This is a genomic window from Alienimonas californiensis (assembly GCF_007743815.1).
GTDB lineage: Bacteria > Planctomycetota > Planctomycetia > Planctomycetales > Planctomycetaceae > Alienimonas > Alienimonas californiensis.
Map to the genome: position 1 here is coordinate 3,953,519 of NZ_CP036265.1, position 14,192 is coordinate 3,967,710.

The window sequence follows — 14,192 nt, forward strand, 5'->3', positions numbered from 1 at the left end:
CGCCCGTTCCCGATCGTTCGACGGCCCGTTCGTCCCGAACCGCCGTCCGCCTGCCCGCCCCGTTTCCGATGCGCCATCCCCTCCTCGACGCCGCCGAAGCCTCCAGCCTGCGGGAGAAGCCGCTCCGGTTCTCGGTCGGCGACACCGTCGACGTGCACACCCGCATCCTCGAAGGCGAGAAGGAGCGGATTCAGATCTTCTCCGGCATCGTGATCGCCACCCGCGGCAGCGGCACCCGGGAGATGTTCACCGTCCGCCGAATCGTCGCCGGCCAGGGCGTCGAGCGGCAGTTCCCGACCAACAGCCCCAAGATCGCCAAGGTCGAAGTGAAGCGGCACGGCCGCGTCCGCCGGGCGAAGTTGTTCTACCTCCGCGACCGCGTCGGCAAGGCGACCCGCCTCCGCGAGCGCGCCCCCCGCAAGGGCGAGGTGGAGGCTAAGGAAGCGGTTTGATGGATGCCGGACTGTTCACCGACACCGTCAATCGGCTGGTGCGGCGTCAGCCGTTCCAGCCGTTTACGATCCGGCTGAATGACGGCAGTCACTTCGAGGTCGACCGTCCGCACTCCCTCACCTCGCTCGATGGATTGGCCGTCGGCTTCGGTCCTGGAAACGTGCCGGTCTGGTTCGATCACGACGCGGTGGCGAAGATCGTGGAGGATCTCGCCTCGAACTCTGCCGCGGCCGGCATGGAAGAGGAGTGAGGCGGTGCTCCAGGGCCTCCGCAACCGCTGGCTCGGCGACCGCGGGGAGCGGATTGCGGAGCGGGCACTGCGGGAGGCCGGGGTCAAGATTCTCCACCGGCAACGCCGGACTCGCTGCGGGGAGCTCGATCTGATCGGCCGCGACGGCGACGGTCGGTTCGTCTTCTGCGAGGTGAAGACCCGCACCGCCGGCCCCGGCGAGACGCCCCGTTTCGGCCGCCCCGCGGAGGCGGTCACCCTCGCCAAGCAGCGGCAGATCACCCGCTCCGCGTTGGCGTTTCTCAAAGCCGAGGGCCTGTTGGGCGAGGCCGCCTGCCGGTTCGACGTGGTCGAGGTCGTCACGCCGGAGGACGGCGGCGAGCCCGTCGTGACGCACCTGCCGCACGCCTTCGAGGCGACGGGCGTCGACTCAATGTTCTCCTGAGGACTGTGTGCTCACTCCGCGGGCAGCACGTCCGTCAGGAAGGCTCGCTCCGCGGCGGCGTAGGCTGCTCCCCCCTCGATCCGCACCGCGTTATGCCCGGTCGCCGGCAGGGCCAGCCAGCACTTGGAGACGCCGTGGGCGCTCTCGGACGGAAAGGCCGCGAACAGCCGTTCGCCCAGTTCCAGCGGCACGATTCCGTCCGCCTCCCCGTGGGCCTGGAACACCGGGCAGGCGACCCGTCCCGCCGCGGCGGCCGAGTCGAAGCGGTCGCGGAGCAGCAGGCCCACCGGCAGCCACGGGAAGCGGCCCGAGGCGGCGCTGACGAGCGAGTTGAACGTGCTCCGCAGCAGGAGCCCGGCCGGCGGTGTGCCGGCCTCGCAGAGCCGCGCCGCCAGCGGGGTCGCCACGCCGCCGCCCAGACTGGTCCCGGCGATCACGATTCGCTCCGGCGGATAGCCGAGGGTCCGCGTCGCCTCCCAAAAGGCCCGGCCGTCCCTGTGCAGGCCGGGTTCGCTGGGGGAGCCTGGGTTCTCGCCGTAGCCGCGGTAGTCGAACAGCAGCACGTCCCAGCCGAGGGCGTTGTAGGCGTCGGTTTCCCCAAGACGGATGCGGCGATCGCCCCCGTTGCCGTGCAGGTACAGAATCGCCCGGCGGTCCGCGGCCTTTGCCGGCCCGCCGGGCGCCCGGGTCAGCCAGCCGTGCAGCGCGAGGCCGTCGGCGGTCGTCGCGGTCACGTCCCGCAGATCGCGGCCGCCCGCAAAGTCCGCCGCCTCCAGTCGGACGTCGCTGCGGCCGGCGGGGTAGATCATCCGCCGTTGCAGGACGAATAGAGCCGCCGCGACGAACAGGTACGTCACGGCTAGGATGACGAGCAGTCGCACGCTCGACTTCGCCCACCACGGCCAGTCTGCATAACGGGCGGCGAGGGTCGCGGCAGCGGGCATGACAATGGGTTCCGAGGCGAGCGGCGCCCCGTTGTACCCGGTTCGCCACCCATCGGTTGCCCACTTTTCCCGCCCGTCCGAATGGAACGCTTCGCCGCTCCTCCCGTCGCGGCGGCGGCGATGAGGATTCTGCCCGTCATCGACGTGCGGCACGGCCTTGCAGTGCGGGCCGTCGGCGGGCGCCGCGCGCACTACCGCCCGTTCCGCTCCCCGCTCTCCCCGGACGCGGACCCGCTCACGCTCGCCCGCCGCATCCGGGAGCGGTGGGGGACGAACGCCCTGTACCTCGCAGACCTCGACGCCGTCGAGCAAGGCGGCCCCGCCTACTCGCAGGCCAACGCGGCGCTCTGGCACGCGTTGATCGACGACGGGTTCCGCCTCCTCCTCGACCCGGGGGTGCGGGGGGCGGGCGACTTGGACGCCGGGTTGACTCCCGGGGACTCCCGGGTCGTGATTGCTTCGGAGACAATTGAGAGTCTCCCCGCGTTGCGCTCCTGTCTGCGGGACGAGCGGAGCGTGCTGGGCTGCGATCTGCGGGCCGGCGAGGCGGTCGGGCCGGAGGGCCTCCTGGACGCCGTTCGCGTCAGCGACGCGCCCGTATTGCTGCTGGACGTGGCCGCGGTCGGCGTGGGGCAGGGGGTGCCGACGCTGCCGCTGTGCCGCGAACTGCGGGCGGCGCAACCGTCGCGGGCCGTGCTGACCGGGGGCGGGGTGCGCTCGATTGCGGACGTGCGGGCCGCGGAGGCGGCGGGGGTTTCGGAACTGCTCGTCGCCTCCGCCCTGTACGACGGGCGGCTTTCCGCGCAGGATCTCCGCCCGTATCTCCCGCCGACCGTATGACCGACGCTCCCGCCCCCCATCACGTCCCCCGCCTGCACGGCGACCTGCCCGGCGTGGGCGGGGCGCTCAAGGCGGAGCCGGCCGACTTCCGCGTCTCCGAGGTGCCCGCCTACGAACCCTGCGGCGAGGGGCCCCACCTCTACCTGCGGGTCCGCAAGACGGACGTCAGCGCGGAGGCCCTCACGGCCCACCTCGCCCGCACGCTGGAGGTCGGCAAGCGGGACGTCGGCGTGGCCGGGCTGAAGGATCGGCGGGCGATCACGGAACAGTGGGTCAGCGTGCCCGCGACCGCGGAGCCGCGACTGGCCGAGGCGAACGCCGCCGGCGTCGAGGTGCTGGAGGCCCGCCGGCACACGAACAAGCTGAAAACCGGCCACCTCCGCGGCAATCGCTTCGACGTCCGGCTCCGCGGCGTCTTGCCGGACGCCGTCGACCGGGCGGCGCCGATCGTGGAGCGGCTGCGAACCGTCGGCTTCGCCAACGCCTTCGGGGACCAGCGGTTCGGCAAGGGCAACTCCACGCTCGCCCTCGGCCTCGGCCTATTGCGGGGGGAGAAGACGGACCGGGACGTGCCGGCGAAGCGGCGGAAGTTCCTCGTGCGGCTGGCCCTGTCCGCCGCTCAATCCGACCTGTTCAACGCCTGCCTCGCCGATCGGCTCTCCGACGGGACCGCAGGAACCGTCCTGCCCGGCGACGTGATGCAGGTCCGCGGCAGCGGCGGGCTGTTCCTCGTCCCCGAACTGCCCATGAAGCAGGACCTCGCCGAGGAGCAGAGCCGGGCCGACCTGGACGAAACCGCCGTCACCGGTCCGCTGTTCGGCCCCCGCATGAAGGGGCCGACGGGTGATCCCGCCCGCCGGGAAGCCGCCATCCTGGCGGCCGCCGGCCTGCCGGACAACGCCTTCCGCCGCTTCGCCAAGCTCACCCCCGGCGCCCGGCGGCCCTACCTCGTGCGGCCCGCGGACCTCGCCGTGACGGCAGTCTCGGACGAGGACGGCGTCCCGGGCCTGCGCATCCGCTTCTATCTCCCCTCCGGCAGCTACGCGACCGTGCTGCTGCGGGAGCTCATCGGCGACGAATCGCCCTCCGAGACTTCTTAGAACGCCCCGACGGCATGACGAACGACCCCACGATCGGCTTTCTCGGCTGCGGCAAGATGGCCACGGCGCTCGCCGGCGGGCTGGTGAAAACCGGCTTCGCCGGCCCGGAGCGGGTGCTCGGCTCCGCCCGCTCCGCCGCCAGCCGGGACGCCTTCGCGGCCGGGACCGGCGAGGCGAAAACCTTCGACGCCACCGACGGCGGCAACGCCCAGCTCGCGGCGGCGTCGGACGTGCTCGTGCTCTCTGTCAAACCCTATCAGTTGCGGGAGATGCTGCGGGCGACGGCGAACGACCGGAAGCCGGAGGCGCTGATCGTCAGCGTCGCCGCCGGGGTGACGCTGGAAACGCTGGAGGCCGCCGCCGGGAAGGGAGCCCGGGTGGTGCGGGTGATGCCGAACACGCCTTCGCTGGTCGGTGCCGGGGCGGCGGGGTTCACCCGCGGCACGCACGCCACGGCCGAAGACGCCGCCTTCGTGCGGTCGATGCTGGAATGCGTGGGCGTGGCGGAGGAGGTCTCCGAACCGCTGCTGAACGCGGTCACGGCGGTTTCCGGCAGCGGGCCGGCGTACGGATTTCTGTTCCTCGAAGCCCTCGCCGACGCCGGCGTGAAGGCCGGCTTGCCGCGGGACACGGCCCAGCGCCTGGCCGCCGCGACGCTGCGGGGGGCCGCGGCGATGGTCGAGGAAACCGGCGAGCACCCCGCGGTGCTGAAGGACCGTGTGTGCAGCCCCGGCGGCACGACAATCGCCGCCGTCGCCGCCCTGGAGGAGCACGGCCTGCGACGGGCCGTCCACGCCGCCGTCGCCGCCGCCGCCGCCCGCAGCAAAGAGATGGCGAACGAGTGAGGCCGCCGGTCTCTCACGGTCAGGCGTCGGCGTTTCTGCCCCGCCGGGCCGGGTGCCGACGCCGCACGACCCAGATCAGCAGGGCGGTGAGGACCAACCCCACGGGCGGACCGAGCGCCCAGTACGGCCCGTCCCGGCTGCCGGTCGTCAGGATCAGCCAGGACCATAGCCTGGTCGCCCCCGCGATTCGGCCGGGGCCGGGCCGACCGTTGTTCACGTAGACGCCCTCCGGCGGGTCGATCCACAACTCGGCCGTCGGGTCGAGCGGCTCCAGCGCCTGCACCCGCCATTCGCTCAACCGACTCACCCAGACCGCCGGGTGATCCGGGGCGCCGCCTTCTTCCGTCACGCCCCTGGCGAGCAGCGCGCCGTTCGGTTGGCGGTAGGCGGTCGTCGTGCCGGCGAAGGGCATGCGGCCGCCGTCGGGGAGCGGCCGGTATTCCCTCAACTGACTGATCGTCACATCGCCCATCCGGCGGCCGGCGGCTTCATCGCCGGCGACGTCGCCCCGAAGGTGGAGGGCGTGTTCGACCCGGAATAGGTCGTGGTGAGCGTCGTCCGTAAACCAAGCCAGGAAACCCTCGGACGGAGCCCGGCGCTCCGCCGGCCGCCCTTGGACGGCGGGGGGCTCGTTCAGCGGAAGCCACACCCGAACTGCGGCGCGTCCGTCCTTCACCTCCCGCCGTTCGACAATCCACTTCGCCGGGTCGGAGGAGACGAACTTGACGTAAGGGACCTGCGACAGATTGGCCTGCCGCCAGTCGTTCGCCCATCCGCGGCCTGCGAACAGCGGCGGAGCCCAGGGGGTCGCCTGCGGGAGTTCCGACGGCTCCTCCCGCACCGAGACGCGCATGTCGAAGGGTGAGTCGGCCCTCATGCCGCTCGGCCGGCGATAGGAGACGAGCAGAGTTTCCGCGGGGCCTGCACTCTGCGGTTGCAGGCAGAACACCTGCCCGACGACGTTCCGAATCGTTCGATGATCTAACGGACGACCGACCGGCTTGCCGGCGGGCCAATTTTGCTTCGCGGGGAGCGGGCCGAAGCCCTGGGGAGTCACGAATTGCGCCCGCTCCCCGCTGAGGAACATCTCGGACCACATGGCGAACGAGCGGGCCGCGTCGTCCGCCGCGTCCCGCCGAATCTGCCGCTCGGCGACCTCCGCCCGCACGCTGTGCAGGCCGTCCGTCATCGCCCGCAGCCCGGCCGCTAACTCCGCCGCAGGCGGCAGCGGGGCGGCGGGGTCGGCCGCGGCGAGGGCGAGCAGCAGGGCAGCGGCGATGACGGACCTTTCGTGCCGAGGACCACGCGGCCGACGGCCGGGGGGTTACTTCAGCGCGAACGGTTTCTCGCTCGCCTTGTCGCCGCCGATGCTGGCGCGGAAGGCGTCGACCTGGGCGTCCACGGTCTTCGACGGGCCGGCCATTTTCAGGAAGTAGTTGCCCTGACCCGGCACGGCGACGATCGCGGCGAGCATGCGGGAATCCGGCTGCCGCTTGGTTTTGCCCATCATCGGGGGGCCGTCCGGGGCGTTCCAGACGCCGCTGGCGTCCAGCAGCTTGTAGGCGCCCTCACGGCCCTTGCCCTGCACCACGGTCACTTTGCGGCCCTCTTCGACGAACTGGTCGGCCCAACGCTGGAGGTTGTCCGCGTCCGAGCCGCCGAAGCCGCCGAAGACCGTCAGTTCCGTCTCGTCCTTCACCCCCTCGGGGGCCGGGATCGTGAACTGGGCCAGTCGCAGGCGGTTGGCGGCGGGCTCCTTCTTCCACGTTTCCGGCACCGTCAGCGTGAGATCGCCGGCGGCGACCTCGACCGTCTTCGGCTCGCCCTCCTCCGGCTCTTGGGCGGGCGCCGCGGTCTCCGGCAGGCAGACGGCGGCGGCCAGTCCGAGCAGCGCCCACTTCGAGGCGCGCCGAGCGGCGGAGGAGGTCAGGCGAGGGCGGAACATGCGGAGGTCTCCGGGGAAACGGGGCGAGTTCGGCCCAGTATCCGCCGGGGTCCCGCCGGCCGCCACCCGCCGCGTCCCGGCCGGGCCGCGGGCCGTTTCCCGACGCGCCAGTTCGGGGCGCCCAACGTCGCGCCCAACGCCCGTAGCTTCTCCGCCGGGCGTTCGTAGCCCCGCAGCAGCACCGAGGCCCGGCCGATGCGGCTGGAACCTTCCGCGGCGAGGGCGGCGATCAGCAGGGCGGCGGCGGCCCGCAGGTCCGGGGCGTGCACTTCGCCGCCGTGCAGGTCGCCGCCGGTGATCACCGCGGTCGCGCCGGCCCGCTCGACCGAGGCGTGAAAGCGGGGCAGGCGGCTGAGGTGGGCGTTGCGATCGGGGAATACGTCGTCCGTCAGCAGACTGGTGCCGTCGGCGACGGCGGCCAACGCGGCCAGTTGGGGCAACACGTCCGTCGGCAGGCCGGGGAAAGCGGCGGAGCGCACCTCGAACGCGGTCGGGCGCCCGCAGGAGTCCACACGGATCGACCGATGGCCCGCGGAACCACAGATCGAGACCCGGGCGCCGCTGGCCCGCAGGGCGGCGGCCACCGCGGCGACTTCGGAGGGCTCCACGCCGTCGACAACGATTCGGCCGCCGGTGGCGGCGGCGGCGATCATCCAGGTGGCGGCCTCAATGCGGTCGCCCGGCACCACGGCGGCGGGGCAGCGGCCGCTCACGCCCCGCAGGCGCCGCACGCCGGTGACGGTGAGGACGTCCGTGCCGAGGCCCTCGATCCGGGCGCCGGCGGCGTTCAGCAACTCGCCCACCGCGACGACTTCCGGCTCCCGGGCGGCGCCGTGTAACACGGACACGCCGTCGGCAATCGCCGCGGCGCACAGGGCGTTCGCGGTGCCGGTGACCGTCGGCGCCGGCGGCAGGCCGGGGGCCGGGGGAGCGGAAAGATAAATCTCCGCGCCCCTCAGCCGATCCACGGAGACCGTCACGCCGCCGTGGTCCCGGGCGACGGTCGCCCCTAGCGCCTCGAAGGCGGCGAGGTGCCGGTCGATCGGGCGGGGGCCGAGGTCGCAGCCGCCGACGGTCGCCAACCGCACCGAGCCGCCGCCGGACATCGCGCAGCGGGCGAGCAGCGGGCCGAGCAGACAGACGGCCCCCCGCATCGCGGCGACGCGTCCGGGGCTGGGCTCGAACGGCCGGTCGCCGGGACGGACGTGGGCGGCGTCGATCCGCACCGTGCCGCGGTCGTCCTCGACGCTCGCCCCCAGCCCGCGGAGCAGTTCCAGCATCAGGCCGGTGTCGGTCAGGTCCGGCACCCGTCGCAGCGTGGTGGGGCCGTCCGTCAGCAGGGCGGCGGCGAGCATCGGGAGGGCGGCGTTCTTCGAACCGCCAACCCGGACCCGACCCCGCAACGGGGTCCCGCCGGTTACGGCCAGCGTGCCAGTTCGACCAATATCGCTGGACCGCTTCATGCTGCGCAGCGTTGCCGTCGGGAATGCGTCCATCCTTGGACTCCTCTGAGGGTGTGTTCCGTCCGCCAAGATACTACGCGCGCCAGGAGATTCCCCACAAGGGGTTACCGATTTCACCCGGGAGTTTCCTCAGGAGAGCAACGCCGTCACCGCCTCCGCGGCGGCGTCGATCTCCGCGGGGGTGGTGAACGGGCCGACGGAAAAGCGAACGGCCCCGCCTTCCGCCCGCGTGCCGTATCGGGCGTGGGCGCCGGGGGCGCAGTGCAGGCCGGCCCGGCACTCGACGCCGAAGCTGGCGTCCAGCACGGCGGCGGCCTCCATCGATTCCCACCCCGGCAGCGTCACAGAGACCAGCCCGCACCGCTGGGCGGCGTCCGGCGGGCCGAGAATCCGCACGCCGGGCAGGGCGGCGAGGCGGTCGATCAGCCGGCCGAGGCACTCGACCGAGCGGGCGTGCAACGCCCCGACGCCTTCCCCCTCGATCCACTCGACCGCCGCCAGCAGCCCGGCGATGCCCGGCAGGTTGGGCGTACCGGGTTCCAACCGGTGCGGCAGTTCGGCGGGCATGTCGTCCCCGCCGCCGCCGCCCGTGCCGCCCAGCCGGGTGGGGGTGAGGCGCCGTTCGGCTCGTTCGCCGACGATCAGCACGCCCACGCCCGGCGGGCCGAGCAGCCCCTTGTGGGCGCCGGTCGCCAGTAGGTCCACGCCCCAGCCGTCGACGTCGATCGGCACGTGCCCCGCGGTCTGGCAGGCATCGAGCAGCAGCAAGGCGCCCCGCTCCCGGCAGACGGCAGCCAATTCGGCGACCGGCTGAACCGTGCCGACGACGTTCGAACCGTGCGACAGCGCCACCAACGGAGCGGCCGGCGGCGCGGACAGCAGCGCGTCGAGTTCGTCCGGCCGGTACAGCCCGTCTTCGTCACTCGAGAGCGTCGACAGGACGCCGCCGCCCCCCCGCAGCGCCGCCAGCGGCCGCGTGACGGAGGTGTGCTCCAGGTCGCCGACGACCGCGTGCTCGCCCGGCTTCAGCAGACCGAACAGAGCGAGGTTGAGGGCGTCGGTCCCGCCGGCGGTGAAGACGATCCGGTCCGGCGAACCGACGCCCAGCAGCCGGGCGACGGCGCTGCGGCAGCGGGTCAACAGAGCGGCGGCCTCCGCCCCGCGGCGGGTGTTGCCGCGGCCGGGGGAGGGCAATTCCAGCGCCGCCCGCACGGCGTCGGCGACGCCGGGGGCTTTTGGCAAGCTGGTCGCCGCGTGGTCGAGGTAGACGGTCTGCACGGCGGCCGCCCTCAGTTCCACTGCGGGTCGGCCATGCCCGTGCGGCCCGTCTTGAACCCGGCCTTCACGAGGTGCCGCCGCAGGTGACGGAGCACCACGTCGGTGCGGACGTCCGGGTCGGTCTGGTCCAGCAGTTCCTGGGATTCGTCCGGCGAGAGCTGCAACACGCTCGCCACCACGTCGCAGACCATCCCCGGCGTCACGCAGCGGCCGAAAGCCCGCGCGAGGACGTCCGGCAGGTCGACGTCCGGGAACAGGCCGACGAACCGATCGGTGATCTGTTTGGTGCGGGCGGGGCGGTCGAGGTCCGGGCGGGGGCCGCAGCAGTCCGGCAGCGGGGCCACGGCGGCGAGGCGGTAGCCGGCTTCGGTCACCCGTTCGCTCTTCACGGCGGCCCGGACGACGCCCCGCAGCACGATGTGGAAGCGGCCGTCGGGTAGTTCCTGCTCCGCGACGATCTTACCGATGCAGACCGTGTCGTGGATCGGCGAGCGGTCGCTCTCGGTGACGGAGTCCTCGCCATGCGTCAGTTCGGTGTCGAACCCCTCCCGCAGCCGGGCCATCGCGATCAGCCGCTCGCCGCGACGGCCCGCCCGGACCGGCCCGCCCGGTTCGTCCCACGCTTCTAGGCCGAGGGCGTCGCGGGTCATGGCCCGGTACCGCGGCTCGAACACGTGCAGCGGGAGCAGGGTGTGAGGGAAGAACACGCACCCCGGCAGCGGGAACAGCGGCACCTTGCCGCTGAAGTCGCGGGGCAGACGCTCCGGCCCCTTGGTGGCGTGGGGCGCGATGGGTTCAGGCACGCCGCAGTCGTCGTCGTCCTCGCCGGAGCCGCGGCCAGCCCCGTCGTCGCCGCTCCGGCCCGACAGACCGCCCCCGGGGCGGTCGTCGTCGTCGGGGGGGAAGTCGGGGGGCGTCATTCGTGCGGCGTCGGCGTGGCGGGCGTTGAAGCGTAGACGCCCGCCGGATTCTGACACCGGCCTCGGAACGATCGGACGACGGTTGCTAGGTTGCGGCGATGCCTTCTGCCCCTCCACCCGACGCCCCTGCCGAGCGCCGCGTGCGCACCGTACTCAGCCGCCTGAAGGCTGCGTATCCGGTCGCGGAGTGCGCGCTGCATCACGAGTCGCCCTTCCAACTGCTGGCCGCGACGATTCTCTCCGCCCAGTGCACCGACGCCCGGGTGAACCAGACGACGCCCGCCCTGTTCGCCCGCTTCCCGGACGCCCCCGCCCTGGCCACGGCGGACGTGAAGGAGGTTGAAACCTTGGTGCAGAGCTGCGGGTTCTTCCGCTCCAAGGCGAAGAACCTCGTGGGGATGGCGACCGCCCTGGTGGAGCGGCACGGCGGGGAGGTGCCCCGGCGGCTGGAGGACCTCGTGACGTTGCCCGGCGTGGGGCGGAAGACAGCGAACGTGGTGCTGGGCGTCTGCTTCGGGATCGCGGAGGGGGTGGTGGTGGACACGCACGTCGGCCGGATCAGCCGCCGGCTGGCCTTCACCACGGAGTCGGACGCCGTGAAGGCGGAGCGGGATCTCTGCGAACTGCTGCCGAGATCGCGGTGGGTGAGTTTCTCGCACCGCCTGATCCTGCACGGCCGCAGCGTGTGCGACGCGCGTAAGCCGCGGTGCGGGGAGTGCGTGTTGCGGTCCGTCTGCCCGCGAGTGGGGGTGGGAGGGACAGGGGAGGAGTGAGGAGTGAGGGGGGAGGAGTGGACGAATCGGCCGCGTCACGCCGACAGGGACGAACCCCTCTCCCTCCTCACCCCTCCCTCCTCCCCGCCTTGATCCTCACCGGCCCCGCGATCGAAGCCCGGCGGCAGCGCGGAGACATCATCATCGACCCCTATCTCCCCGAGCGGCTCAACCCGAACAGCTACAACCTGAGCCTGCACGACGAGTTGTTGGTCTACGACGACCTGGAACTCGATATGGCGAAGCCGGCCCGCTACACGCGGCACCGGATTCCGAAGGAGGGGCTGATGCTGGCCCCGCACCGGCTCTATCTGGCCCGCACCGTGGAGCGGACGGAGACCCGGAATCTCGTGCCGATGCTCGAGGGCCGCAGCAGCGTGGGGCGGCTGGGCCTGTTCATTCACGTCACCGCGGGCTTCGGCGACGTGGGCTTCTGCGGGTTCTGGACGCTGGAGATGTTCTGCGTCCAGCCGGTGCGAATCTACGCCGGCGTGGAGATCGGCCAGATCTTCTATCACACCCTCGAAGGCGAGCCGCTGAACTACGCCGAGGCCCCCGGCGCCGGCGGCAAGTACCAGCACAACCGCGACATCCAGCCAAGCCTGCTGTACCGCGAGTTCCAGCAGGACCCGCAGGGCGAATTATTCGAGCACGCGGGCGGCTGACAGGCGGCGCTAGCCGTCCGCGGCGGGGGACTCTGCGACTCCGGCGGGCAGGCCGATCAGGTCCGCGAATTGGTCCTCGGTCAGCACCGGCACGCCGGCCTTCTCCGCCTTTTCCAGCTTGGAACCGGCCCGGGTGCCGGCGACGAGGTAGTCGGTCCGTTTGCTGACGGACGAACTCGCCTTGCCGCCGTGCTGCCGGATGAGCTCTTCGATCTCGTCCCGTTTGAAGCGGTTCAGCGTGCCGGTGACGACGACGCTTTTGCCGCCCAGCGCCCCCGCGGCCTCCGCTTTGGGTTTCTTCTCGGCCTCGCTGCCGAGGTTCAGGCCGAGGGCGCGGAATTCCTCGACCGTCGCCCGGTTGGCCGGGTCGGCGAACCAGGCGGACAGGCTGGCGGCAATCACCCCGCCGATCTCCTCCGTGGCGGCGAGGCTGTCCGCGTCGTGCCGCATGATCTCGTCCAGCGTGCCGAACTCGTTCGCCAGCGCCCGCGAAACCGTGTTGCCGACGTGCCGGATATTCAGGCTCGTCAGCAAGCGCCAGAGCGGCCGCGATTTGCTCGCTTCCAACCCCACCAGCAGGTTGTCCACGCTCGTCTCGCCCATCCGTTCCAGGGCGAGCAACTCCTCGCGGCGGTCTTTCAGGCGGTAGAGGTCCGGCAGGCTCGTCACGAGGCCGCTGGTCAGCAGGGCGTCGATCAGCTTCTCGCCCAGGCCGTCCACGTCCATCGCCTTCCGGCTGGCGAAGTATTTGATGCTGCCCCGCAGGCGGCCCGGACAGGCTTCGTTGGGGCAGCGGAAATCGACGCCGCCCTCCTCCCGCAGCAGCATCGAACCGCAGACCGGGCAGTCGACCGGAAAGCGGATCGGCGTTTCGGCTCCGGTGCGGGCCTCCAGTTCGACCCGCACGACGTGGGGAATGATTTTGCCCGCCTTCTCCATCACGACGCGGTCGCCGATGCGCAAGTCGAGGCGCTCGATCTCGTCGCGGTTGTGCAGGCTGGCGCGGGAGACGGTGGTGCCGGCGATCTCCACCGGCTCCAGCGCCGCGACGGGCGTGACGCGGCCGGTTTTGCCCACCTGGAAGGTGACGTCCGTCAGCGTGGTCTCGGCCTCCCACTTCTCCCACTTGAAGGCCACCGCCCAGCGGGGCGACTTCGACCGCAGGCCCAGCGTCTCCCGTTGCGCGTGCGAATCGACCTTCACGACGATGCCGTCGACCTCGAAGTCCAACTCGGGGACGGCCTCCACCATCTCCCCGATCGCCGCGACGAGGCCGGCCATGTCTACGGCGGTCCGCACCTGCGGGGTGGGGGCGATGCCCCACTCCCGGAGCCGGTCGAGGAACGCCCCGTGCGTGCCGAAGGCGGCGGCGTCTCCGCCGGTGACGTATCCGGTCCCGTGGCCGAGGAACCGCAGCTTCCGCTCAGCACAGAGCGTCGGGTCAAGCAGCTTCAGCGAACCCGCCGTGAGGTTCCGCGGGTTGGCGTAGACCTCGTCCCCGGCGGCCTGACGGGCGGCCCGCAGTTTGGCGAAGTCGCTGTTGCGGATGTAGGCCTCGCCGCGGACCTCGCACTCCTCCGGCACGTCCTCCCGGGAAGCGTCCAGCCGCAGCGGCACGCCGCCCAGCGTGCGGGCGTTGTGGGTCACGTCGTCCCCCCGCGAACCGTCGCCCCGCGTGACGGCCCGGGCCAGCAGGCCGCGTTCGTAGATCAGGGCGAGGGCCACGCCGTCGATCTTGTATTCCAGCAGATAGGTCACCGCCGGCTCCGGGAGCGCCTCGCCCTCGGCCGGTTCGACCCCGGCGGCTTTCGCCTCCGCGGCGGCCTGTTCCCGCAGGCGTTTGCGGACGCGGGCGTCCCACTCGGCCAGCCCGGTTTCGTCGTAGACGTTCTCCACCGAGAGCATCGGCGTGCGGTGCTCGACGGTGACGAATCCCTCGATCGGCTCCCCGCCCACCCGCCGACTCGGGCTGTCCGCGGCGACCAGCTCCGGGAAGGACTCCTCCAGTTCGATCAGCCGCCGCATCAGGCGGTCGTACTCCCGGTCCGGGATCTCCGGCTTCGCTTCGACGTAGTACAGCCGGTTGTGGCGTCGCAGTTCCCTTCGCAGCGCCTCGACCTCCGCGGCAGGGTCGTCGGCGGCCGGATCATCGGCCGTGGGGTCGCTGGGAGACGGGGGCGGGTCGTCGGCGAAGGGGAGGCCGGCGGACGGGACGTTCGATGCCAACGCGGCCTCCGGTCGGAAGTGGTGGACGGGAGAATACCGTTTTGGCCTGCTTCGGGAACAGCGATC

15 protein-coding genes are annotated in these 14,192 nt (G+C 72.2%); 8 read left to right on the top strand and 7 right to left on the bottom strand.

The annotated features are described in order from the left end of the window. The first annotated feature begins 68 nt into the window (after positions 1–68). The 3 genes from rplS to CA12_RS15620 are packed head-to-tail and all read left to right on the top strand — an operon-like array spanning position 69 to position 1,127. Entirely contained in the window at positions 69–452 is a 384-nt protein-coding gene (rplS, locus tag CA12_RS15615) for a 50S ribosomal protein L19 (protein WP_145359959.1), read from the top strand. After that, positions 452–703 (top strand): hypothetical protein, encoded by a 252-nt coding sequence (locus CA12_RS22850; protein ID WP_242687941.1) that lies wholly within the window; start codon positions 452–454, stop codon positions 701–703. The genes rplS and CA12_RS22850 overlap by 1 nt, the downstream gene beginning before the upstream one ends. 4 nt (positions 704–707) lie before the next feature. After that, entirely contained in the window at positions 708–1,127 is a 420-nt protein-coding gene (locus CA12_RS15620; protein WP_242687942.1) for a YraN family protein, read from the top strand. 11 nt (positions 1,128–1,138) lie between these two features. On the opposite strand, the gene CA12_RS15625 is transcribed toward CA12_RS15620, so the two are convergent. Beyond that, complete coding sequence (locus tag CA12_RS15625) at positions 1,139–2,071, bottom strand: alpha/beta hydrolase (protein ID WP_145359961.1); 933 nt, start codon at positions 2,069–2,071, stop codon at positions 1,139–1,141. An 81-nt stretch (positions 2,072–2,152) separates the two neighbouring features. On the opposite strand from CA12_RS15625, the gene CA12_RS15630 reads away from it, so the two are divergent. Genes CA12_RS15630 through proC form a run of 3 tightly spaced genes read left to right on the top strand, consistent with a single transcriptional unit; the run spans position 2,153 to position 4,856 of the window. After that, on the top strand, positions 2,153–2,911 hold the full coding sequence (locus tag CA12_RS15630) for a HisA/HisF-related TIM barrel protein (protein WP_145359962.1): 759 nt from the start codon (positions 2,153–2,155) through the stop codon (positions 2,909–2,911). Further along, positions 2,908–4,011, top strand: coding sequence for a tRNA pseudouridine(13) synthase TruD (gene truD, locus CA12_RS15635; protein WP_145359963.1), 1,104 nt, complete (start codon positions 2,908–2,910; stop codon positions 4,009–4,011). The genes CA12_RS15630 and truD overlap by 4 nt, the downstream gene beginning before the upstream one ends. A gap of 14 nt (positions 4,012–4,025) precedes the next feature. Next, positions 4,026–4,856: a pyrroline-5-carboxylate reductase gene (gene proC, locus CA12_RS15640; protein ID WP_145359964.1), complete on the top strand. Its 831-nt coding sequence runs from the start codon at positions 4,026–4,028 to the stop codon at positions 4,854–4,856. Positions 4,857–4,875: 19 nt separating this feature from the next. Here proC and CA12_RS15645 read toward each other — a convergent pair whose 3' ends face one another. The 5 genes from CA12_RS15645 to CA12_RS15665 form a co-directional block, all read right to left on the bottom strand. Further along, positions 4,876–6,045: a hypothetical protein gene (locus CA12_RS15645; RefSeq protein WP_145359965.1), complete on the bottom strand. Its 1,170-nt coding sequence runs from the start codon at positions 6,043–6,045 to the stop codon at positions 4,876–4,878. A 135-nt stretch (positions 6,046–6,180) separates the two neighbouring features. Beyond that, positions 6,181–6,801 (bottom strand): hypothetical protein, encoded by a 621-nt coding sequence (locus CA12_RS15650; protein ID WP_145359966.1) that lies wholly within the window; start codon positions 6,799–6,801, stop codon positions 6,181–6,183. After that, a complete protein-coding gene (locus tag CA12_RS15655; protein ID WP_145359967.1) occupies positions 6,783–8,297 on the bottom strand; it encodes a UDP-N-acetylglucosamine 1-carboxyvinyltransferase in 1,515 nt (504 codons plus the stop codon). The genes CA12_RS15650 and CA12_RS15655 overlap by 19 nt, the downstream gene beginning before the upstream one ends. A gap of 96 nt (positions 8,298–8,393) precedes the next feature. Beyond that, on the bottom strand, positions 8,394–9,542 hold the full coding sequence (locus tag CA12_RS15660; protein WP_165700791.1) for an aminotransferase class V-fold PLP-dependent enzyme: 1,149 nt from the start codon (positions 9,540–9,542) through the stop codon (positions 8,394–8,396). 11 nt (positions 9,543–9,553) lie between these two features. After that, the gene (locus CA12_RS15665) at positions 9,554–10,462 is read right to left on the bottom strand and encodes an LON peptidase substrate-binding domain-containing protein (RefSeq protein WP_145359969.1); all 909 of its coding nucleotides are present in this window, start codon (positions 10,460–10,462) and stop codon (positions 9,554–9,556) included. Between the two features lie 140 nt (positions 10,463–10,602). Between CA12_RS15665 and nth the strand changes: the two genes are divergently transcribed. Both nth and dcd read left to right on the top strand, forming a co-directional pair. After that, entirely contained in the window at positions 10,603–11,235 is a 633-nt protein-coding gene (nth, locus tag CA12_RS15670; RefSeq protein ID WP_242687943.1) for an endonuclease III, read from the top strand. Positions 11,236–11,324: 89 nt separating this feature from the next. After that, positions 11,325–11,900: a dCTP deaminase gene (dcd, locus tag CA12_RS15675; protein ID WP_145359971.1), complete on the top strand. Its 576-nt coding sequence runs from the start codon at positions 11,325–11,327 to the stop codon at positions 11,898–11,900. 9 nt (positions 11,901–11,909) lie between these two features. Here dcd and ligA read toward each other — a convergent pair whose 3' ends face one another. After that, the gene (ligA, locus tag CA12_RS15680) at positions 11,910–14,126 is read right to left on the bottom strand and encodes an NAD-dependent DNA ligase LigA (RefSeq protein ID WP_242687945.1); all 2,217 of its coding nucleotides are present in this window, start codon (positions 14,124–14,126) and stop codon (positions 11,910–11,912) included. Between the last annotated feature and the right edge of the window lie 66 nt (positions 14,127–14,192).